The organism is Bartonella sp. MR100HLJHH, from assembly GCF_042194215.1.
Taxonomy (GTDB): domain Bacteria; phylum Pseudomonadota; class Alphaproteobacteria; order Rhizobiales; family Rhizobiaceae; genus Bartonella; species Bartonella grahamii.
In genome coordinates this window covers 21,060-42,158 of sequence record NZ_JBHIMR010000012.1, presented here as the reverse complement: position 1 = coordinate 42,158, position 21,099 = coordinate 21,060, and the positions used below count along the sequence as shown (strand labels likewise).

General features: G+C 36.8%; 21 protein-coding genes and 1 tRNA gene. 5 read left to right on the top strand and 17 right to left on the bottom strand.

Annotated elements, in window-relative coordinates; genetic code table 11:
- Window positions 1-632 precede the first annotated feature (632 nt).
- From ACFIJ7_RS07755 to folE, 4 genes are all read right to left on the bottom strand, one after another.
- On the bottom strand, window positions 633-1,139 hold the full coding sequence (locus ACFIJ7_RS07755) for a hypothetical protein (protein ID WP_015856440.1): 507 nt from the start codon (window positions 1,137-1,139) through the stop codon (window positions 633-635).
- Window positions 1,140-1,274: 135 nt separating this feature from the next.
- The gene (locus ACFIJ7_RS07750) at window positions 1,275-2,447 is read right to left on the bottom strand and encodes an alpha/beta hydrolase (RefSeq protein ID WP_015856441.1); all 1,173 of its coding nucleotides are present in this window, start codon (window positions 2,445-2,447) and stop codon (window positions 1,275-1,277) included.
- Window positions 2,448-2,640: 193 nt separating this feature from the next.
- Window positions 2,641-2,725: transfer RNA gene (locus tag ACFIJ7_RS07745), tRNA-Leu, on the bottom strand.
- 139 nt (window positions 2,726-2,864) lie between these two features.
- A complete protein-coding gene (folE, locus tag ACFIJ7_RS07740; protein WP_375636064.1) occupies window positions 2,865-3,485 on the bottom strand; it encodes a GTP cyclohydrolase I FolE in 621 nt (206 codons plus the stop codon).
- Between the two features lie 125 nt (window positions 3,486-3,610).
- Here folE and ACFIJ7_RS07735 point away from each other — a divergent pair, with 125 nt between their 5' ends.
- The 3 genes from ACFIJ7_RS07735 to thrS all read left to right on the top strand — a co-directional run bounded on the left by ACFIJ7_RS07735 (window position 3,611) and on the right by thrS (window position 6,478).
- Entirely contained in the window at window positions 3,611-4,039 is a 429-nt protein-coding gene (locus ACFIJ7_RS07735) for an iron-sulfur cluster assembly scaffold protein (RefSeq protein WP_375636063.1), read from the top strand.
- Entirely contained in the window at window positions 4,040-4,390 is a 351-nt protein-coding gene (yidD, locus tag ACFIJ7_RS07730; RefSeq protein ID WP_375636062.1) for a membrane protein insertion efficiency factor YidD, read from the top strand.
- Window positions 4,391-4,501: 111 nt separating this feature from the next.
- Entirely contained in the window at window positions 4,502-6,478 is a 1,977-nt protein-coding gene (gene thrS, locus ACFIJ7_RS07725; protein WP_375644959.1) for a threonine--tRNA ligase, read from the top strand.
- A 1,050-nt stretch (window positions 6,479-7,528) separates the two neighbouring features.
- On the opposite strand, the gene ACFIJ7_RS07720 is transcribed toward thrS, so the two are convergent.
- From ACFIJ7_RS07720 to ACFIJ7_RS07700, 5 genes are all read right to left on the bottom strand, one after another.
- On the bottom strand, window positions 7,529-8,032 hold the full coding sequence (locus tag ACFIJ7_RS07720; RefSeq protein WP_375644958.1) for a MerR family transcriptional regulator: 504 nt from the start codon (window positions 8,030-8,032) through the stop codon (window positions 7,529-7,531).
- Window positions 8,033-8,227: 195 nt separating this feature from the next.
- Entirely contained in the window at window positions 8,228-8,542 is a 315-nt protein-coding gene (locus tag ACFIJ7_RS07715; protein WP_015856447.1) for an integration host factor subunit alpha, read from the bottom strand.
- A 77-nt stretch (window positions 8,543-8,619) separates the two neighbouring features.
- A complete protein-coding gene (locus ACFIJ7_RS07710) occupies window positions 8,620-9,594 on the bottom strand; it encodes a beta-ketoacyl-ACP synthase III (RefSeq protein ID WP_375636059.1) in 975 nt (324 codons plus the stop codon).
- A 49-nt stretch (window positions 9,595-9,643) separates the two neighbouring features.
- Window positions 9,644-10,714: a phosphate acyltransferase PlsX gene (plsX, locus tag ACFIJ7_RS07705; RefSeq protein ID WP_375636058.1), complete on the bottom strand. Its 1,071-nt coding sequence runs from the start codon at window positions 10,712-10,714 to the stop codon at window positions 9,644-9,646.
- A gap of 150 nt (window positions 10,715-10,864) precedes the next feature.
- A complete protein-coding gene (locus ACFIJ7_RS07700) occupies window positions 10,865-11,422 on the bottom strand; it encodes a DUF177 domain-containing protein (protein ID WP_375636057.1) in 558 nt (185 codons plus the stop codon).
- Window positions 11,423-11,641: 219 nt separating this feature from the next.
- Here ACFIJ7_RS07700 and ACFIJ7_RS07695 point away from each other — a divergent pair, with 219 nt between their 5' ends.
- Entirely contained in the window at window positions 11,642-12,121 is a 480-nt protein-coding gene (locus ACFIJ7_RS07695; RefSeq protein WP_375636126.1) for an outer membrane protein assembly factor BamE, read from the top strand.
- A gap of 78 nt (window positions 12,122-12,199) precedes the next feature.
- On the opposite strand, the gene nusB is transcribed toward ACFIJ7_RS07695, so the two are convergent.
- The 6 genes from nusB to glyA form a co-directional block, all read right to left on the bottom strand.
- A complete protein-coding gene (nusB, locus tag ACFIJ7_RS07690; protein ID WP_015856452.1) occupies window positions 12,200-12,670 on the bottom strand; it encodes a transcription antitermination factor NusB in 471 nt (156 codons plus the stop codon).
- A gap of 2 nt (window positions 12,671-12,672) precedes the next feature.
- Window positions 12,673-13,128 carry a 6,7-dimethyl-8-ribityllumazine synthase gene (locus tag ACFIJ7_RS07685; protein ID WP_375636056.1) on the bottom strand — a complete coding sequence of 152 codons (456 nt, stop codon included), beginning with the start codon at window positions 13,126-13,128 and terminating at the stop codon, window positions 12,673-12,675.
- A gap of 81 nt (window positions 13,129-13,209) precedes the next feature.
- Window positions 13,210-13,827 carry a riboflavin synthase gene (locus ACFIJ7_RS07680; protein WP_375644957.1) on the bottom strand — a complete coding sequence of 206 codons (618 nt, stop codon included), beginning with the start codon at window positions 13,825-13,827 and terminating at the stop codon, window positions 13,210-13,212.
- Window positions 13,809-14,936, bottom strand: coding sequence for a bifunctional diaminohydroxyphosphoribosylaminopyrimidine deaminase/5-amino-6-(5-phosphoribosylamino)uracil reductase RibD (ribD, locus tag ACFIJ7_RS07675; RefSeq protein WP_375636054.1), 1,128 nt, complete (start codon window positions 14,934-14,936; stop codon window positions 13,809-13,811). The genes ACFIJ7_RS07680 and ribD overlap by 19 nt, the downstream gene beginning before the upstream one ends.
- Window positions 14,929-15,411 (bottom strand): transcriptional regulator NrdR, encoded by a 483-nt coding sequence (gene nrdR / locus ACFIJ7_RS07670; RefSeq protein ID WP_015856456.1) that lies wholly within the window; start codon window positions 15,409-15,411, stop codon window positions 14,929-14,931. The genes ribD and nrdR overlap by 8 nt, the downstream gene beginning before the upstream one ends.
- Window positions 15,412-15,422: 11 nt before the next feature.
- Window positions 15,423-16,736 carry a serine hydroxymethyltransferase gene (gene glyA / locus ACFIJ7_RS07665; protein ID WP_375636053.1) on the bottom strand — a complete coding sequence of 438 codons (1,314 nt, stop codon included), beginning with the start codon at window positions 16,734-16,736 and terminating at the stop codon, window positions 15,423-15,425.
- A gap of 321 nt (window positions 16,737-17,057) precedes the next feature.
- Here glyA and argC point away from each other — a divergent pair, with 321 nt between their 5' ends.
- Complete coding sequence (gene argC, locus ACFIJ7_RS07660; protein WP_375644956.1) at window positions 17,058-17,990, top strand: N-acetyl-gamma-glutamyl-phosphate reductase; 933 nt, start codon at window positions 17,058-17,060, stop codon at window positions 17,988-17,990.
- A 20-nt stretch (window positions 17,991-18,010) separates the two neighbouring features.
- Here argC and ACFIJ7_RS07655 read toward each other — a convergent pair whose 3' ends face one another.
- The gene (locus ACFIJ7_RS07655) at window positions 18,011-19,087 is read right to left on the bottom strand and encodes a COX15/CtaA family protein (RefSeq protein WP_375644955.1); all 1,077 of its coding nucleotides are present in this window, start codon (window positions 19,085-19,087) and stop codon (window positions 18,011-18,013) included.
- A 146-nt stretch (window positions 19,088-19,233) separates the two neighbouring features.
- The gene (locus tag ACFIJ7_RS07650) at window positions 19,234-21,060 is read right to left on the bottom strand and encodes a hypothetical protein (RefSeq protein WP_375636050.1); all 1,827 of its coding nucleotides are present in this window, start codon (window positions 21,058-21,060) and stop codon (window positions 19,234-19,236) included.
- Window positions 21,061-21,099 lie beyond the last annotated feature (39 nt).

Genomic DNA, 21,099 nt, shown 5'->3' with positions numbered 1-21,099 from the left:
CTTTAATTTCTGATTTGAGATTTTTTCTTTAATACTTACTTTTTTTATTGAATCATAAAAAGCTATAGACATCAATATGCTCTTACACATCTTTATATACTTTGAATCTTGTTGCTAAAGCCTGATTCGCTCTCTGGGGGCACCATATGATTTTTTAATTACGTGTAGCTTATTCATTTTCCGATCCTTTTTAAATTCAGGAGAAGATAGAGCTGGGCGTGAATTTAAAAAACGTGTTATTTTTATCAAATTTCTTTTTTAATGCTTTAAATTCAGCCAATTCCTACCAAGGAAAATATTAGAGTTTAAGTTTCTAATGAATATACTAACAACTCCATAACATTGGCAAAATTATCCAGTGAGCCGTTATTAAAAGAATCAGAAAGTTTTTTGTAAAGTTTCTTTCCACAAATATTTTCTTCAATAAAGCCATCTAATGCATCAGCCTTAACTTTAGCAAAGATATAACCAAAGTCTTTTAAAGCTTTAATGCGATAAAGAGTGTGATTATAAAATACATGTGTCTCATTTATTAAAGAAAGTTCTTTTCTTTAATAAGATTATAGCCTTCTATCTAACAGCGTTTTTTGCTGTAAAACTCAAATTATCTACCTGCTCAACTAAAAGAACTTTTATTGTTTAGCTTTTGTGCTTTTTTCAAAGAGATGTGGGCTTTCAAGAATAAGCTTTTCTCGTGCTTTCTGTAACTGTTTAATGACTTCATCAATCTTTGATGGAGAACAAAAAGATTCTTGGCTATTCAACAAATGCAGCCTCTCCTTTCCCTCATATAAACATTGCATCTGAGATTGAAGTATTCTAACTTCTTGAAAAAAAAGACGTCCTGTTTCCTTAAAACCATTGTTAAGTGCAAAAAGTTGATCGGAAATGGATAGCAGAATTTGTTTTAAAAAACGCTCATTTTCTTGGCGTTTACGATATTCTAAAATAAGAGCATGGCTTATCTCATCTAACTGTTTTTTTGTAGAATCAATTTGACGCAATAAATTTGGTTTTTCCCCCATATCACCTTTTCTCACCTTCACAAGCATAGCATGAATATCTAACAACTTAATTGCGGAATGAGATAAATAATCAACAACTGTAGGCGTATTAACATAGCGTTTCCGTGCAATCATCACAAACTCACCTAATGACTGTTTTTTACATTCATCCCGCTATTTATTTTTCATTTTACAAAGCCATTCTAAAGAAAGTGCTAAAAAATATTACCTCCAATGCATTATTCGATGTCCCCTTCTCTCTTTTCACTATCAACGTGGAATCCGTGGAGAGAGAAAACGTACAGGTGTATAAAGGATAAGATGTGTTGTTTTCTCCAACACACTACTACCGTCAGCAAGAAGGGCTTGACTAGGTGACAATTCTGTACCTTGCATAATTGTGGAAGCCAAAGAACCTTCCCGAGAAAGAGCCATCAACGTTGGCGAAGATGCAAAGACATTGTGTGCTCCCCCATCCACATGAGAGAAATCAAGAACAGCTATTCCATTTTTACGCAACATTTCAATATCTGAGCCATCGCCCACACGATGATGTCCACCCGTAAGACGTCCTGAAACCGCGAGAGCTTTATCCGCTCTGGATACTAAAATAGCTGTTGGCTGCGGAAGTTTTTTTATATCATTAAGTTGGCGCTCAAATACATCAACATCAATGTCTGGTGCCGCCATTAATAAACTTGTAATACGACGAATAGGCTTATATTTTTTCTGTAAAGCTAAAGTTCTAAATGCTTCCATTATAACAAAATTGCCCATAGAATGCGCAATAACCGAAATCTGATCAGCATTGGTTTCACTAATAAGTGTTAAAAGCTCTATCAATCCGTCACGGGCAAAATTAGCACTGTCACGATCATAAATATAAAGAGGAACAGATCCGGCAGAAGGCCAAGAATAATGCACAGCGACAACATTTAAAGAATAATCGTGTGTAAACTGTGCTGTACGAAATGTACCATCTGCAAAATTATTATTATACCCATGGATAAAAAGAAAAATTTCTCTTTTTCCTTTTGGCTTTTTTTCTAAAGCAGCATTTAATTGCTGTTTAAACTGTTCTTTATTATCGTATTTTTGCAATGCTACTGCTGCAAAATACTTATCATGCGTAGGTTTATACGCATTTATTTCAACAACTCCCTTTATATGTTGCTGAGGAATTCCTACATCAACGCGATTGTAATGTACTTTATTTGATCGCTCTGCACCATAAGGTTGAGCGTAATTATTTTGCATCATACGACTTGTTGCAACATACACTGGAATGATGGCTTTTGGAGAAATCGGGTTCCCTTCAACTTCCCTTTCTACTGCAGTCATAGAAGGAGTTGCATGCACTCCATGCCAAAGCACAGCGCGTGAATCACTACATGCTGACAATAAAGAAATACAAATAAGAAGTGTTAAATATCTCAAAATCATTATACTTCTCACTGCAACTTCACCCCCACCCTATAAAAATATAACATTTCAAATGCACAGATAAAGTAATAAAAAATGAAACATTATTAGCAACACATCAACAAATAACATACAAAAAAGATTTTTCTATAATGCCCGTAAATCCCCTCTCTCTACATAACTTCATCTCATTACAGAGAGACTCACTGCTAACTGGTGCGGTCGAGAAGACTCGAACTTCCACGGGTTGCCCCACAGCGACCTCAACGCTGCGCGTCTACCAATTCCGCCACGACCGCACGTGGGAAGAAAAACATTTTGGTTTTTAGCCTTTAACAAATCATAAAGAAAGGTACAAGCCAATTTTCTCTTTCTCATAATTTATTTTTATCCGGACAATTTATAACTTAATAGAGATTACTAAAAATATGGACTTTACTACGATCTTTGAATCATCATCATAAAATGTGCTTGTGCAGCTTGATCTTTTTCATAATAACCATGAAAGTTTTTTGTAATTGTTGTAGAGCCCTGTTTTTGGATTCCTCTCATAGCCATACACATGTGCTCAGCCTCAATCAATACTGCTACACCATGAGGCTTCAGATACGTTTTTAACGCGTGAGCCACTTGCGCTGTCATAGCTTCTTGTGTTTGTAAACGACGAGAAAAAATATCTACAACACGTACAATTTTTGAAAGGCCAACAATTTTGTCATTAGGAAGATATGCTATATGTGCTTTCCCAATAATTGGGATCATATGATGCTCACAGTGTGAATAAAAAGGTATATTTTTTACGATTACGGCTTCATTGTATCCTGAAACCTCTTCAAAAACTGTACCTAAGATTTCTTTAACCGATTGACTATAACCACTAAAAAGCTCGCGATATGCCTTGGCTATACGTCTTGGAGTATCTAAAAGCCCTTCTCTATTTGGATTTTCCCCTATCCATAAGAGTAATGTACGAATCGCTTCTTCCACCTCTTCAATACTCGGACGCTTTTCTTCAGATAAAAAAGAATCCTTCGCGTCTTCTTTAACAACATTACGCATTCAAAAACTCCAAGCTTACTCTATACAAAGCATTTGCTCCATACCTATTTCATTTTGTATAATCTCTATATAAGCGAATTAAAAGTTTAAACAATCACGACTCTCAAAATTTCAGGTAATAGCGCATGATTGATAATATCTATAATGATAAAATACTTGAATATGCTGCACATATAGACAAAATTGGGCGTCTTAATAATCCTGATGCAACATCAAGAAAACATGCACACCTTTGTGGTTCGACAATCACTGTAGATTTAAAAGTGGAAAATGGTATTGTTACGGATTTTGCCCATGAAATACACGCATGTGTGCTAGGGCAAGCATCGGCTTCACTTTTAGCATCTCATATCATCGGACAAACAACACAAGATCTTAAAATATTGCGTGAAGTTATTTATCAAATGCTAACGCAAAATGGTCCTTCTCCTCAAGCTCCATTTGAGGATTTTTCTTGCTTACAGCCCATTAAAGACTATAAAATGCGCCATGCAGCAACACTACTACCCTTTGATGCAACGATAGACTGCATTCAAAAAATTGAAGAAAAATAAATGTTCAAATCACAATCTCGACAAAAAAAAATAACTCGAAATTACACAGGCACTTGGCAAAAAACACCTGGACGATTATTGGGTATTTTCTTAATACGTTTCTATCAAATAACACTTTCAAGTCTTATAGGCAATCAATGTCGCCATGCTCCGACTTGTTCAGAATATACATATGAAGCGATTGCACGCCATGGGCTTTGGGCTGGTGCATGGATGGGACTCTTTCGTATCATACGTTGTGGGCCCTTTGGAACAGATGGCTTTGATCCAGTACCTATTTCTCTTGGAAATTCTTGCTGTTTTTATAAACCTTGGCGTTACTGGAAAATTTCTGACAAACACAACAAATAATCCTTTTCTTTTTTCGTATGTATTGATAAAAAATCATTCTATAAGCTTTTTACTCGATTTTCACAAAACCATCCGCAATCGTTAGCGGAATTGGATTAAAAGGGTGTTTTTATGTCTTGCTCTGTTTCTCTTTCTTTTCCTGATGGTTCAAAACGTAATTACCCCCCCGAAATGACTGGTTTGGAATTAGCAGAATCCATTTCTAAATCACTCGCAAAAAAAGCAGTTGCCTATAGTCTTGATGGTATCACGCGAGACTTATCGGATCCATTGGAACAATCTGGTCAAGTAGAGATTATTACCCGAGAAGATTCACGTGCTCTTGAACTCATAAGACATGATTGCGCCCATGTCCTTGCTGAAGCAGTGCAAGAACTCTTTCCTGAAACGCAAGTAACAATAGGTCCTGTCATTGAAAATGGATTCTATTATGATTTTGCACGCCAACAACCTTTTACATTAGATGATCTCACCGTCATTGAAAAGAAAATGCGTGAAATTATCCAACGCAATAAGCCTTTTAGAAAAGAAATTTGGTCTCGTGAAAAAGCCAGAAAAATTTTTTCTGAGAAAAAGGAATTTTATAAAGTTGAACTTATTGATAGCATTCCTGAAAATCAAGATTTAAAAATTTATTATCAAGGAAAATGGTTTGATCTTTGCCGCGGACCGCACATGCAATCTACAGGGCAAATTGGGAATGCTTTCAAATTAATGAAAGTCGCAGGAGCTTATTGGCGTGGCGATGCCAATAATCCAATGCTCACAAGAATTTATGGAACAGCATTTGCAAATGAAAATGACTTAAAAGCCTACCTCCATATGCTAGAAGAAGCTGAAAAACGTGATCATCGCCGCTTGGGACGTGAAATGGACTTATTTCATTTTCAAGAAGAAGGGCCAGGAATGATTTTTTGGCACAAAAAAGGTTGGAAAATGTTCCAAAATTTGATCAACTATATGCGTAGACGCCTTGATGATCATCAATACGCTGAAGTTAATGCACCACAAGTTCTGGATAGGTCACTCTGGGAAATATCTGGCCATTGGGGCTGGTATAAGGAGAATATGTTCAAAGTAATTCCAGCAGCAGAAGATTCAGATCATGGGAATGTTTATGCCCTTAAACCAATGAATTGCCCTGGTCATGTGCAAATTTTTAAACATGGTTTAAAATCTTATCGTGATTTGCCTATTAGACTTGCTGAGTTTGGACTTGTTCATCGTTATGAGCCTTCGGGCTCTTTACATGGTCTTATGCGTGTGCGTGGTTTTACGCAAGATGATGCGCATATTTTTTGTACTGATGAACAATTAGCCGATGAATGTCTCAGTATTAATGATCTTATTTTATCAACTTATGCTGATTTTGGTTTTAAAGAAATCAGTCTTAAGCTTTCAACACGTCCAGAAAAACGAGTTGGGTCTGATGCATTATGGGATCATGCAGAAAGTATCATGGAATCTGTTCTTAAAACGATTGAAACAAAATTTGCAGGACAAATCAAAACAAGCATCCTTCCAGGTGAAGGAGCATTTTATGGTCCAAAATTTGAATATACATTAAAGGATGCTATCGGTCGTGAATGGCAATGTGGAACAACACAAATAGACTTTAATCTCCCTGAACGTTTTGGTGCATTCTATATTGATAAAGATTCAGAAAAACGTCAACCTGTTATGATCCACCGCGCTATTTTTGGATCAATGGAGCGTTTTCTTGGTATATTAATCGAAAATTTTGCTGGACATATGCCACTCTGGCTTGCTCCTGAACAAGTTGTTGTTGCAACAATTACGTCCGAAGCAAATGAATATGCCCAAAAGATAACGGCAAAACTTAGAGCTATTGGGCTTTCCGCAACAATAGATCTCCGCAATGAAAAAATTAACTATAAAATACGAGAACATTCGTTACAAAAAGTCCCCGTAATTTTGGTATGTGGTAAACGTGAAGCTGAAACAAACAGCGTAAATATGCGCCGCTTAGGAAGTACAAATAAAACCCTTTTATCTGTAGAAGATGTGATTAAGCAACTCTCAAATGAAGCAACACCTCCAGATTTGCAGCGTGTAATAAATGCATAACATCACAGAAGATGGTAATACGTTAATTTTTTACTATAAATCTTCAATTTTTGTACAAAACGAAATGATTTGATATTGTAGTGCATTTTTGTTTCATGCACAATTATCTATTACCAGAAAGAATCACGTGATCACTCTCTACAGAGTGGATTGGTGAAAAAGTTGAATGTAAGCTATAAGCTGTTTAAATGAAAAAATCATAGACAATTGAATATTAATAATAACATTAATCTTTTACCTTTGTAATGAAAAGATGGCGCTATTATCATGGATAGATCATTACGATAATTATAGCAACATCAAGCAAGAAGACTGAAAACAAGATCATATTTATTAAATAAAAAATATGTAAAATTAGCTGAACAATGATATGTCTTGTTCGTAAAATAAGCCCTTATAAAAAAGACAAGATATTGATTTATAATGATAATATATCGTTATTCATATTAAATAAGATTTTGAATATCATAGGGCTTTCTCATTTTAAATATGTTTATGTTGAATCTATCAAAATCATTCGCTTGCACGAAATAAGCGGAATGAGTGTGTGGATAAAAATTATTGAGAAAGGACTTTAAAATGCTCACAATAAACTGCCTCAAGTGCTAAGATTGTTGCAATCATTGAGAGCAAGCTAAACTATAATGATGATGCCGACTTGCTCTTTCATAAGTGTAAAAATAGCGGTACTCAACGGGTTTAGCATTATATGATTCACGAGGAATCATGGTAAAATAAGCTTAAGGAGCCTTAAGAAACATCTCTTTAAAACAAGCACATAAATTGGTAAACCAATAGCATTCTATATCCCGCAATCTACACTGATGAGATATTGCCTTAACTTTTATAAAGCCCAATCAGAGAAAAATGGTAAAACTCAGCGTTTATTCTTTCCCCTCTTTATATTTTACCAAATTAAAAACTCTTATAAAAAACTCGTTAAATATACACATACGATACATTACTATTCGTTGAACGTATAAAACTCTGGGCACCCCCATAAAACATCTAAATATCTACGAAACACATATAAAACAAAAAATATTATTGCTATCGTGCTCTATCAAGAACACGCTTACATTCAATGAGTTCAAATAGGATTTCTTGCAACAATGCTTTATCAGTTTTATCTTTATAAAGATTCACAGAACCAACAGATGTTTCTTCCTCATTCCTCATGAAACTCAAAAGCCCAAAAGAAGATTTCTTAGGCTTATTGCTAGCATTTTCAGAAGTTTGTCCTGCATGTTTCTTCTCTATGACTACATTCATAGCATCAAGATCACCATTACCCAATGCAATCACAAAAGCAACACCATTTTCTTTTAAAAGGCGTTGCACACCTTTTATCGTATAACCCTGATCATATAATAACTGCTTAATACCATTGAGCAAATCAACATCGACCGGACGATAATAGCGCCTTCCTCCCCCACGTTTCATTGGTTTAATCTGCCTAAAACGTGTTTCCCAGAATCTTAAGACATGCTGCGGCAGCTCCAATAACTCGGCTACTTCGCTAATTGTGCGAAAAGCATCAGAGCTTTTATCCATTTTGCAACACCTTATTTAAAACAAAATAAATTACTTTACAATGACTCATTCTGTCTCAATTTCTCAACAAGATTAGTCAAAAATAAGACCATCATTGACGACTTACTCAACTGTCTTTTTCTAAAAAACAAAGACCTTTATTTTATCATTTTTTTAACAAATACCAAACATATCATGGCATTCATTTATGAGATATCATTTTTTCTGTCTTGCACGATGCGAATCTAAAATTCTCTGTTTAAGGACATTAGCAGCCTTAAACGTCACAACACGTCGCGGCGGAATAGGTGCTTCAACACCCGTTTTTGGATTGCGTCCAACTCGTTCATTTTTACTGCGAACCTGAAAAGTTGCAAAAGAGGATAATTTAACCGCTTCACCTCTTACAAGTGAGTTGCAAATCTCATCCAAAACCAATTCGACTAAAGCTGCTGATTCAGTATGTGACAAGCCCACTCTTTTACAAACTACGCTCGCTAAATCTGCACGCGTTACTGTCTTACTTGTCATTATAACCACCTATTAAAATATTAAAAATTACAAAATGACTTATACGTTTTCTTGAAATATGGTCAAGTAGCCATAATTTACCAACGAATAAGAATTGCTCCCCATGTAAATCCACCTCCCATGGCCTCTAACATGATAAGATCTCCTTCTTTTATTTTTCCATCGCAAACAGCTGTTGTTAAAGCCAACGGAACTGATGCCGCAGACGTATTACCATGTTGATCAACGGTAATCACAACTTTATCTAGTGAAATTCCCAATTTTTTAGCAGATGCTTCAATAATGCGCTTATTAGCCTGATGAGGTACAAACCAATCTAGTTGTGAAGAATCCATACCTGCAGCTGCAAAACAATCATCAACCACATCCGTTATCATACCAACAGCATATTTAAAAACTTCTCGTCCTTCCATACGCAAATAGCCTGTCGTTTGTGTTGTTGAAGGTCCACCATCAACATATAGCTTATCTATATAAGCACCATTAGAGCGCAATTTCGCAGACAATATACCACGCTCAAAAGCAATACCCCCCTCAATTTCTTGTGCTTCCAAAATAGCAGCACCCGCACCATCACCAAACAAAACACATGTCGTACGATCTTCCCAATCTAAAATCCGAGAAAATGTATCGGATCCAATAACTAAAATTCTTTTAGCCGCTCCACACCGTAAATAAGAATCTCCTGTTGTTAAAGCAAAAATAAAACCAGAGCAAACAGCTTGAATATCAAAAGCAAATCCATGGTTCATTCCCAAAGCACACTGAATTTCAACAGCAGAAGCAGGAAAAGTACGATTCGGGGTGGACGTTGCTAAAATAATACAATCAATGTCTTTTATTGTTAAACCAGCATTTGTAAGTGCTGCTTGCGCAGCCTCAACTCCTAAAGAAACAGTTGTTTCATTTTCACTGGCAATATAACGTTGGCGTATTCCTGTACGCTGAACAATCCATGAATCTGACGTTTCAACAAACTTTGCAATCTCATCATTTGATAAACTTCTCTTCGGCAAAGCACTTCCTACACCACGTATAATTGACCGAATCATTCAGCTCTTACCTTTTCTTCAAATTTTTCATTTCTATTATAAGAGCTTATCATAAGGACTCTCCATTCACTGTCTCTTCACCTTCTTGATCAAAAAGTGTTTCTTTATTCTCATGAAACCGTCGCAAATCAGCTGTTATTTTTTTCAAAAGTCCATTATTAACCATCTCATAACCAACGCGGATAGCAGAAGCAAAACCGTTAGCATTAGCACTCCCATGGCTTTTGATCACAACACCATTCAACCCCAAAAGCACTCCTCCATTCACCCTCTCGGGATCCATTTTGTGTTTCAGCGTACGAAAAGCACCCCGCGATAAAAAATAACCAAGAGATGTTAAAAAAGAACTGCGCAGTGCAGAGTTTAAAATCTCTCCTATCTGTCGCGCGGTTCCTTCTGCGGTTTTTAAAGCAATATTACCAGAAAACCCCTCTGTTACAACAACATCGACTGTTCCTTTTCCAATGTCATTGCCCTCAACAAATCCTTTATATTCCAATCCTTCTAATTGCACTTCACGCAATATCATTCCTGCTTTTTTTATTTCATAAAGTCCTTTAACCTCTTCCACCCCCACATTTAAAAGCCCAACACTTGGTCTTTCAGTGTGATATAAAGCGCGAAACATACCCGCTCCCATAACCGCCAAATCAACCAACTGACTAGCAGAGGCACCAATTGTTGCTCCAATATCTAAAACGATACTCTCACTGCGAAGTGTTGGCCAGATACCCGCAATACCAGGACGTTCAGCCTCTGCTAGCATTTTCAAACAAAAATAAGACATGGCCATAAGTGCACCCGTATTACCAGCAGAAATGCAAGCATCAGCTTCACCATTTTTTACCGCTTCAATGGCGTACCACATTGATGATTTACCACGTCCATTACGAAGTGCTTGGCTTGGCTTTTCATCCATGCGTGTATAACTTTCTGTAGGGCAAAAGCGCGATACAGAATCCAAACAAGGGTATTTTTTTAAAACCGGACGAACGTCCTCCTCTATTCCATAAAACAGAAAATAAATATTTGATAAATATTTTTGTACAATTGCTGCTCCTGCAATAGCTGCTTCTGGACCGTAATCACCGCCCATGACATCCACAGAAATTCTAATCACGCTTGCATATCCCACATCTTTTCATTTACATCTTTAAACACATATTATGATTTTTTGGCTCCTGAACACTCACAAAGCAAATCTTGCAAAAATCGCTCCGCAGAAAATACCGTTTAGCATACAATAGATATTTTTTTTATGTTTTTACAATCACTTCCAATTTTTCAAAACAGAAAATGGCGAGAATTTTTGCTCTGCTTCTTCTAAATTTTCAACCATATCCATCTTTATCCCCTCTTTACGTGGATAATGATTAATAGACAACTCAAAAAACTCTTCCATGATTGCACCAATATCAATTTTATCATCATAAAACACTTCAGGAGTATCAAGCCCCTCCACATCTAAAAACAATTCCCCTGTATCCTCTGATGTTTTCGGCTTCATCAAATTTGAATCTTCAGGAACAAAAACAACCTCAATATTTTCACAAAGGATATTTTCTAATGGTTCTAATGTAACAACACATAACTGTAGTATGCGCGCTTGCAACAGACCTTTTATACGCACTCCGCGTTTTTTCCACGGGAAAATATGGAAATTTCCCTCACAAGATTTTACTTCAATTAAATCATGGTTCTGAGCTAAATGTGTACATTCTTTTTTGTTTGCACAAAAATGAACCCTTATACCTTTAGCAGGTAGAGAACGTACGGATATTGGATAAGCCAAAGCAAATGTCATTTGAGGAACATTTTGAACATTCATTGACAACTCCCAAACATAAAAACGCATAAAATACTGTGTTTTTATTTATCTCAAGTATTCATGCATTTTTTTCTTTTCTAAAGAAATTCTATATGGCATAATTTGCTTTATAACAGGGAAACTCAGTGTAAGCTACGGTAGATTAAGCTAAAAAGAAAAAACTTGAGGTTGCCTTCTTGTCCTACACCTCAGTATAAAAAGGAGATATCATTGTTTCAAATGCCTCACATAATAGCCTTAATCAAACGTAAATTATTGATTGGTCTATCAATAGCAAGCATAGGAATGCTTGCGGGATGTAGTCTTCTCGATTCTTCAGGTTCGAGCCAAATTTATAGAGAGGGCTATGTTCTTGATAAAAATGCTCTAAGTTCTATTGCTATTGGCTCAAGTCAAGAGCAAGTTCTTTTAACTTTAGGGACCCCTTCATTAAAAACAAAATATGATAATGAAGTTTTTTATTACATCTCACAGACACGCTATCGTGGGATGCAGTTTATGAAAACAAAGATTATTGATCGCAAAGTTTTAGCCATTTACTTCAATAAAAATAATCAGGTTGCAAAAGTTGCTAATTACGGATTACAAGACGGTCAAGTATTTGATTTTATTACACAAACAACGCCAACTGTAACAAAAGAACATCCTTTCTTAATTCAAATTATAAAAGGCCCTGCGAATTTGCCACCCCATAACTAAATCATATAGTCTACATACCGTCTCAATATTATTAGGTCTGATACTATCAGACCTAATAATAGGGGGGATTTTTAGCTCTTATAGGCGGACTTTTTTTGCCATACTGTCGAGAACTGCATTAACAAGTTTTGGCTCATCACCTTCAAAAAACGCCTTCGCTATGTCAACATATTCATTCATGACAACCGCAACAGGAACATCTTTACGGTTGATCAACTCCCATAAACCTGCTCGTAAAATTGCTCGCAATATAGAATCAAGACGTGAAAGAGACCACTCAGCAGAAAGCTGTTGATGAAGCAGAGGATCAAGCTGCTTTTGATCTTTTACAACACCCGTTATAATAGCCAAAAACCATTGAAAATCAGCTTCAAGATACTGGTCTCCATCGATATCTTTTCCCAAACGATAAGCTTCATACTCAGCTGCTGTTTCCATAACCCCCGAACCCACAATATCCATTTGATAGAGGGCTTGAACTGCAGCGAGTCTTGCTGCTCCACGTTTATTGGCTGAACGCGGAAAATGTCTGCTTTTTATATCAGCCATATTTAACGATTATCTCCAAATCTCTTTTTTAGAGCGATCATACATAAAGCAGCTTCAGCCGCAAAACCACCTTTATTTTTGTCATCTAGTTTTGCACGCACCCATGCTTGTTCTTCGTTTTCAACAGTCAAAATACCATTTCCAATAGCCAAATGCTGATGAACAGTTAAATCCATCAATGCACGACAAGAATCATTAGCAACAATTTCAAAGTGATATGTTTCGCCCCGAATAACACAACCAAGAGCAACATAACCATCATAAGATATGTTATTTTGTTCAGCAAAAGCTATTGCACTTGGTATTTCTAATGCTCCAGGAACCGTTACAACATCATAACTTGCTTCAGCTTTTTGCAAAGTATTCACTGCACCTCTCAAAAGCGCATCAGAAATCCCCTCATAAAAACGTGCTTCAACAATCAATACGTGAGGCTTTTTACGTATCTCTTTCTTCATAATGGAATTCCACAAAAACGAATCAAAAAAAATCAAGGTTATAAAGCATAAAATTCTGAAAACGATCAATAGAGTTTTGGCTTATTCATCTTCTCTTTTTAAAGCAAAAAGTTTCGCAGCATAACGAGCAAGTTGATCAATTTCCAAATTGACCCGATCTCCAATTCTAGCTTGTCCCCACGTTGTCATTTCGAGTGTATGGCGAATAATAAGAACATCAAAAACACAATCCTCAACACCATTAACAGTCAAAGATGTCCCATTAAGTGCAATAGATCCCTTATTGACAATGAAAGGCATAAATTGTCTTGCAACTTTTAAATAAAAACGAATTGCATCCCCTTCATTTTTTTGATCAATAATTTCAGCCAAACCATCAATATGACCAGAAACCAAATGTCCTCCCATTTCATCACCTAATCGAAGCGAACGTTCCAAATTAACAAAAGTTCCTTTTGTCCATTGTGCAAGATTACTCAAACGCAATGCTTCTTCCCATGCTTCTACAGCAAACCAACCAGCAGTCGCTTGTTGTACCCCCCGCTCTACAATTGTCAGACAAATCCCTGAACACGCAATCGATGCACCAATTTCCAAACTCTGTATGTCATAGCGTGTAGAAATATCTAAACGCACCCCTTGCTTTAAAGGTTGTACATCTTCAACACAACCGATGTCTGTTATAATCCCTGTGAACATAATGTCTTACGTCTCCATTTATAAAAACGGTCATTTCCAAACATTCTTGATTCAACCTTATGAAATTGCGAAAGATAATTTCCAAAATGAGGGGCTTCAACACGACCTTCGCCTAAAATAACGGGTGCATAAAAACATATCAAATGATCCACACAACCAGCATTTAAAAACGTTTCCCCTGTCTTTACGCCCCCTTCCAATAAAACACTATTAATCCCATGTTTATAAAGCATCTGTAAAAGAGCAAAGGGTTCTACACAACCATTGTTCATCTCTACCGAATAAACAGACACACCATATTGCTCCAATGCATTTTTTTTGCTTTTCTTTGAAAGATCCACATCACAAATAACCCATGTAGGAATTTTCATGGCTGTTTGGACAACTTTTGCATCAAGGGGGATAGATAAATCTGCATCCAAAATAATACGAATTGGTGAGCGCACCTCCATCCCTGGCAAGCGGCAATTGAGTTGTGGATCATCTGCTAATATAGTACCAATACCAACGAGGATAGCATTATTTTGAGCACGTAGAATATGCGTATGGGCATGAGAAAGTGTTCCACTAATTTTTACGCTGCCCTTTTCTCTTTTTCCAACACCATTATCAGCAGAAATTGCCATTTTAAAAGTGACCGCACAGCGTTGTATCTTCCTTATGCACCAATGTGTCCATAAAGATTCAAAAGCCTCTTCAGCTAAAATGCCCTCAACCACTTCAATACCCGCTGCTCGCAAAAGAGCAATACCATGACCATCAACACGCTTGTCACAATCAGTCAGCGCAACAACAACTCGAGAAACACCTGAATCAATGAGTGCATTCACACACGGCGAAGTTTTTCCATAATGCGCACAAGGTTCTAAAGTAACATAAGCAGTCGCTCCTTGAGCTAAAGAACCAGCCATATGTAAAGCTTGCACTTCCGCATGAGGACTCCCATGAATAGCTGTTACGCCATAGCCAACAATAAATGCCCCCGCACTATTATCGTTTCGCACAATTAACGTACCAACGGAAGGATTTTCACCTGTAAGACCGACATGACGTTCTGCTAAACGAATAGCTGCAGCCATAAACCGTTCATCTTGCACTTTTTTATTCATCAAAACGAGATTCTGTATCCGCGATACCCTTTGACAATTCATCTATAACATCGTGAAAATCGCTTGCATTACGAAAATCTCGATACACAGAAGCAAAACGAATATAAGCAATATCATCAATTCTTTTCAATGCTTCCATCACAAGATGTCCAATTTTTTCTGAAGCAATCTCTGGTTCTCCCAAACTTTCAAGCTGGCGCACAATGCCAGAAATTGCTCGTTCAATATGATCAGGATCAATATTGCGCTTACGTACAGCCACATCAACTGAACGCATTAACTTATCACGATCGAATGGTTCACATCGTCCACTTTTTTTAGCAACCAAGAGCTCACGCAACTGAACACGTTCAAAAGTTGTAAAACGACCACCACAAACGGAACACACACGGCGGCGGCGAATCACTGCCCCCTCTTCTGCTGGACGTGAATCTTTAACCTGTGTATCCTCATATTGGCAGTAAGGACAGCGCATCTTTTGTGTCCTTAACGAGTACTAAGATAAGAGTAAAGAGGAAATTGACTCGTTATATCTTTTACCTTTTTCTCAACAGCCATTTCAACGGCATAATTATCTTCATCACTTTTTGCGCTCCGAAGACCATCAAGAACTTCTGAAACCAGATGACCAACTTGAATAAACTCTTTTTCTAAAAAACCACGTGTTGTGGCAGCAGGTGATCCCAAGCGAATTCCCGATGTTATAGATGGCGTTTCAGGATCAAAAGGAATACCATTTTTATTGCAGGTAATATGAGCGCGCCCCAAAGCCAATTCAGCACGTTTACCTGTTAGATTTTTGGAACGTAAATCAACCAACAACAAATGATTATCTGTACCACCAGAAACAATATTAAAACCATTACTCTGTAATATTTTTGCTAAAGTTTTCGCATTAGCGACCACATTGGCACTGTAACTCTTGAAAGAGGGACGCAAAGCCTCCTCAAATGCAACAGCCTTTGCGGCAATTACATGCATTAATGGACCACCTTGAAGACCAGGAAAAATTGCAGAATTAACTTTTCTGGATAAAGACTCATCATTTGTCAATATTAAACCACCACGAGGACCTCGAAGCGACTTATGTGTTGTTGTTGTTACAATATGCGCATGTGGAACAGGTGAAGGATGCACGCCACCAGCAACAAGACCGGCAATATGAGACATATCAACGAGTAAATGAGCACCTATCTCATCTGCAATTTCACGGAATCGTTTCCAATCCCATAACCGTGGATAAGATGAGCCACCCGCTATAATAAGTTTGGGCTTACGTTCTTTTGCAAGCTGCTCAACCTCATCCATATCAATAATCTGATCTTCTTGACGCACACCATAGGAAACAACATCAAACCATTTTCCTGACATATTAACAGATGAACCATGCGTAAGGTGACCACCAGCATTTAAGTCTAATCCCATAAATGTATCACCAGGCTGAAGTAAAGCTAAAAAGACAGCTTGATTCATTTGGCTACCAGAATTAGGCTGTACATTCGCAAAAGCAGCACCAAAAAGCTGTTTTGCCCTTTCAATGGCTAAATCTTCAACGACATCAACAAATTGACACCCACCATAGTAGCGCTTTCTTGGATAACCTTCTGCATACTTATTAGTTAAAACAGACCCCTGCGCTTCAAGGACCGCTCTTGAAACAATATTCTCTGAAGCAATCAGCTCAATTTCATGTTGTTGACGCTCAAACTCCCCTCTAATTGCATCAAAGATTGCACCATCAACAGTTTGTAAATTATCATTAAAAAAGCGCTTTTCTGCGTCACTTGCTTGCTGGGTCATAAAACACGTTCCTAACATAAAAAAATAAAGTCACTGAACGATAACACAGCAAACCATGCAAACCAAACATTTTAAACCACTTACACTCAAAAATAATGATGCAAATATTTATCTTACTCTTTGTTATAAAAACAGCGAAAAACTTCCCTCTTAAGAATGGTGAAAAATGAGATTACATTTCTTTTTTTACACTCTTATTTGTTTACACCTTTTACAAAAGGTATCTATAATCTAAAGAAATTCAATAATTTAATGATTAAAAATAATTTATAATGTGAAAAGCTGAATATAATAGGCAAAGTTAATACAAGGCAAATAAGAATGCTAACCAAAGTTTTTATTGATGGTGAACATGGTACAACCGGACTACAAATACAAAAACGCTTAGAAAGGCGTACAGATTTAAAACTACTCTCTCTTGCTCATAAAGATCGCCATAATGTTCATCTGCGACAAGACTATCTTAATCAAGCCGATATTGCTGTTTTGTGTCTTCCAGATGATGCTGCACGCGAAACAGTTCATTGGCTTAAAAAAAATAAAAACATTAGGATTATTGATAGCTCGACAGCCCACCGTGTTGCACCAGACTGGGTTTACGGTTTTCCTGAAATGACAGCAGGACAAAGAAAGCGCATCCAAGCAGCACATTATGTAACCAATCCCGGATGCTATCCTACCGGTGCCATTAGTTTGATTCGCCCACTCCGTGAAGCAGGACTGCTAGACGCCTATTACCCCATCTCGATTAATGCAATCTCCGGCTATACTGGTGGTGGAAAACAGTTGATTTTACAAATGGAAAATCAATCTCAACAAAATATTCAGGACAATTATTTTATATATGGTCTTAATCTTGAACACAAACATGTGCCAGAAATTAAAATTTATGGACAAATCAACCAAACCCCAATTTTTATACCAAGTGTTGGTCGTTTTCCCCAAGGAATGATTGTGAATCTTCCTCTGCATCGCCATTTATTCACAAAATCAGCAAACTGTTCTGATTTGCGCGAAATTCTCGCAAACCATTACGATGGACAAAATACCATTTTAGTTGCATCACAAGAAGAAACTGCTTCACTTCAAAGACTTAATCCAGAGTGTTTAGCCAATAAAGATAATATGAAACTGTTCGTATTTGGAAATGATCGTGAAGGTATTTTTAATCTCAGCGCCATATTCGATAATTTAGGAAAAGGCGCATCAGCTGCGGCTATCCAGAACCTCGACTTAATGCTTTCAAGCGACTAAAACTCCCTAAATACAAACTTTTACTCAACAACGCGATATGCCCCTTTCGTTGCTCGCCAGTGCGCAACCGCAAAACACAACACTGCTAGTGCCATACTTTGGTGAATGAGCCCTAAACTTATTGGAACCTCATGTAACAGTGTTAAGATACCCAAGAGTGCTTGGATAATAATCATAACACAGATAAGAAATGCACGACGAGAATGGGTTGAATGTGGAATGTTTTTTTGTACATAGAAAGCATGAATAACTGAGACAATAAATAAAAAATAAGCAAAAAACCGATGAATAAATTGAACCATTAAGGAATTTTCGAATAAATTGAGCCAAACAGGACGAAGCTGCAACAATCCATCAGGAATAATCTGCCCATCCATAAGAGGCCATGTATTATAGACTTTTCCAGCATGAAGCCCTGCAACCAAAGCTCCAAAATAAATCTCTATCAAGACGAGAACAACAAGCCAAGCTGCAAAATATTGCACCTTTTGATTTGCTGGCTTTTCTGAGTATTCTGCAAGTCCTCGAGATAAATAAGTAACAAAAACAATAACAAAACATGCCGTTATAAGATGAAATGCCAAACGATATTGGCTCACACTTGTTAAATTGCTTTGCCCAATCCCTGAAGCAACCATCCACCAACCAATAAAGCCTTGAAAGGCGATAAGAATAGGCACGATAATAAGCGGGAGTAAGATATTTTTTTCAACACGCTTAGTCGCCCAAAACCAAATGAGCCCCAATAAAGCAACAAGACCAACAAGACGCCCAAGAACACGATGCGCCCATTCCCACCAAAAAATGACCTTAAAAGCACTTAAGGTCATATCAGGATTAAGCAGCTTATATTGTGCTATCTGTTGATATTTTAAAAATTCCTCTTGCCATTGATCCACACCAATCGGTGGAATAACGCCGTGTATTGGCTTCCATTCCGTTATAGATAATCCTGATCCCGTCAAACGAGTAGCGCCACCTACTAAGACAATTGCTAAACAAAGCAATAAAATAGAGTAAAGCCACACCTGTATTTGTTTTCTATTTTTCTTTTGCACGGGCGTTAAAATGCTATTGTTTAATCTCTTTACTGCCATCTCTGATTGCCCCACGCTTCTCTCCAACTACAATGCATTTTAAAATTTAAACATCAAATCTTTGTGTATTTTAGTATGTACTATAACTTTAGCAAAAAACAAGCGTACTACTATAACATGTGATACATATTTCTTTTTTACGAAGTTTATGATGCAACAACGCGATAAACAGTCTTTGGAAAGCTGCTTACCATCCGCATCATCCATTCTTGTTCATTAAGAACAGTATTACAAATATAATAGTCTGTTAGCTCTGCAAATTGCTCAAATCCATATTTTGGTTCGCTTGCCATCTCAAGGATGATAAAGTCATATTCTTTTTTAAATTCTTGTAATATATGAGAAATGTCATTTGAAAAATCTTGTGCAGAAATAGCACTTGTTAACCCCTGAGGAAGAATATCAACCCCCGTATCATAATCACGGTAAATAACATCATGCAACTGGGCATTGCCCGTTAAAATATCACTCAGTCCGCGATGTGGACCAATGACCTTCTCTATTTGTTGACCAGAAATATCGACCAACAAAATTGTTTTGTTCTCTTTTGTGAGATGAAGTGAAAGCTTTGCCGCTGTCCGTGCAGCCTCTGGTCCAATGATTGAAATAATGGTCGAAGCACGCCATTTCAAAACATCAGATAATCCCTCTATCGTAATAAAAGCTTCAAGATTTTTCATTTCTTGAGAGACTAAAATACTCTCGTTCTTCTTAAGAGCATTTTCTTTTGATCTCAAATCCTCTTCTGAAGGTTGATCTTTTTTGCTTTTAAAGCACGGATAAAATAACAATATTCCTAGTAAAAGAGTAAGGAAGCTAGCCAATGCACTCACAAAAATATTTTTTCCATAAAGAGCCATAAAAGAAATTGGTGCTAACGTTGTTGGCATAACCACGTGGATATTTGTGTTTTGTAAAAGAAGAGGATCATCACTCAATCTCCGATATGAACCAATAATTTTTTCTCTTCGTTGAGCAGAGTTACTCATCGCTTTATTTTGTGCATCGACTGCTGCTTTTATTTTATTTTCAAACTCGTTAAATATTTCATTCAAAGATTGGGATTGATCTTTTACAAAAAAGTTCATTCTTTTTTTGAGCTGTTTTTCTAATTCCGTTGCAATAACCTCATCTGAATGAACTTGATAAACGATTTGTAAAATTTTATTTTTTAATTGATGAGAAACTGTTTCTAATTCCGCAGTCATTGCTTTAATTTGAGGATGTGTCCACCCCAATTGCACCGCCATATGTGCTCTTTGCGTTTCCAAAAGATCACGTTTAGATTCCAGAGCAACAATTGCTGAATTACCTGCAATAAACGATAAAGACAATAAAGACTGTCCCTTTTCACGCATCGTGTTAATCGTTGAGTTCAAACTTGTTAAATGAATGCGCTTTAAAGTTGCTTCCGTTAATTGCATAGAAAGATCATGAAGCTCTGTTTGTTTTACACCCTGCTGAATAAAAGACTCAACAGATGTACGAAATCCCTGCACGATATTAACGATTGCAGTATTATCATATTGTTTGTCTTCTAATTTATCATTTAACAAGAATTGTTTCTGTTTTATGATTGCTTGTGAAAATGCGGAAAACCAAGTTTCCAACCCACGTTGAGCTGCTTCAAGTGTCTCAGCTTCAAAAGTCAAATCGATAAAATCACCACGACGCGATAAACGGATATTTTCATGATTTTTTTTCTTATTAAAAGCACTTAAAGAAAATTGCGAATCATTGAAGAACATAGGCTGTGAAAACAAAAAGGCGATAACATTGTCTTGCTTTTTGATTGGTAACGGTTTTCCTACAGAATCAGATAATGAAAATATTAAAGTTGCTTGGTAACCACGGGGCTGGACAAAATAATACAACCAAATCAAAGATATACATAGCACTTGTAATAGCAAAACAATCAAAATGCTTCGCCATACGGTACGTACGAATAGTCTTTTATTACACTTAAGACTCATCTTTATTTTAACCAGCAAAATACTTCTTCATATTGTTTT

Bases quoted from the DNA above. Each gene is read 5' to 3' on its own strand.
- ribD (WP_375636054.1), bottom strand. From the start codon at position 14,936: ATGAATAAAAAAGTGCAAGATGAACGGTTTATGGCTGCAGCTATTCGT.
- ACFIJ7_RS07720 (WP_375644958.1), bottom strand. From the start codon at position 8,032: ATGGATAAAAGCTCTGATGCTTTTCGCACAATTAGCGAAGTAGCCGAG.
- nusB (WP_015856452.1), bottom strand. From the start codon at position 12,670: ATGGCTGATATAAAAAGCAGACATTTTCCGCGTTCAGCCAATAAACGT.
- glyA (WP_375636053.1), bottom strand. From the start codon at position 16,736: ATGACCCAGCAAGCAAGTGACGCAGAAAAGCGCTTTTTTAATGATAAT.
- ACFIJ7_RS07700 (WP_375636057.1), bottom strand. From the start codon at position 11,422: ATGAATGTTCAAAATGTTCCTCAAATGACATTTGCTTTGGCTTATCCA.
- ACFIJ7_RS07750 (WP_015856441.1), bottom strand. From the start codon at position 2,447: ATGATTTTGAGATATTTAACACTTCTTATTTGTATTTCTTTATTGTCA.
- ACFIJ7_RS07715 (WP_015856447.1), bottom strand. From the start codon at position 8,542: ATGACAAGTAAGACAGTAACGCGTGCAGATTTAGCGAGCGTAGTTTGT.
- ACFIJ7_RS07710 (WP_375636059.1), bottom strand. From the start codon at position 9,594: ATGATTCGGTCAATTATACGTGGTGTAGGAAGTGCTTTGCCGAAGAGA.
- ACFIJ7_RS07735 (WP_375636063.1), top strand. From the start codon at position 3,611: ATGATTGATAATATCTATAATGATAAAATACTTGAATATGCTGCACAT.
- nrdR (WP_015856456.1), bottom strand. From the start codon at position 15,411: ATGCGCTGTCCTTACTGCCAATATGAGGATACACAGGTTAAAGATTCA.
- thrS (WP_375644959.1), top strand. From the start codon at position 4,502: ATGTCTTGCTCTGTTTCTCTTTCTTTTCCTGATGGTTCAAAACGTAAT.
- argC (WP_375644956.1), top strand. From the start codon at position 17,058: ATGCTAACCAAAGTTTTTATTGATGGTGAACATGGTACAACCGGACTA.
- ACFIJ7_RS07650 (WP_375636050.1), bottom strand. From the start codon at position 21,060: ATGAGTCTTAAGTGTAATAAAAGACTATTCGTACGTACCGTATGGCGA.
- ACFIJ7_RS07655 (WP_375644955.1), bottom strand. From the start codon at position 19,087: ATGGCAGTAAAGAGATTAAACAATAGCATTTTAACGCCCGTGCAAAAG.
- ACFIJ7_RS07685 (WP_375636056.1), bottom strand. From the start codon at position 13,128: ATGAAGAAAGAGATACGTAAAAAGCCTCACGTATTGATTGTTGAAGCA.
- folE (WP_375636064.1), bottom strand. From the start codon at position 3,485: ATGCGTAATGTTGTTAAAGAAGACGCGAAGGATTCTTTTTTATCTGAA.
- ACFIJ7_RS07680 (WP_375644957.1), bottom strand. From the start codon at position 13,827: ATGTTCACAGGGATTATAACAGACATCGGTTGTGTTGAAGATGTACAA.
- ACFIJ7_RS07755 (WP_015856440.1), bottom strand. From the start codon at position 1,139: ATGATTGCACGGAAACGCTATGTTAATACGCCTACAGTTGTTGATTAT.
- ACFIJ7_RS07695 (WP_375636126.1), top strand. From the start codon at position 11,642: ATGCCTCACATAATAGCCTTAATCAAACGTAAATTATTGATTGGTCTA.
- yidD (WP_375636062.1), top strand. From the start codon at position 4,040: ATGTTCAAATCACAATCTCGACAAAAAAAAATAACTCGAAATTACACA.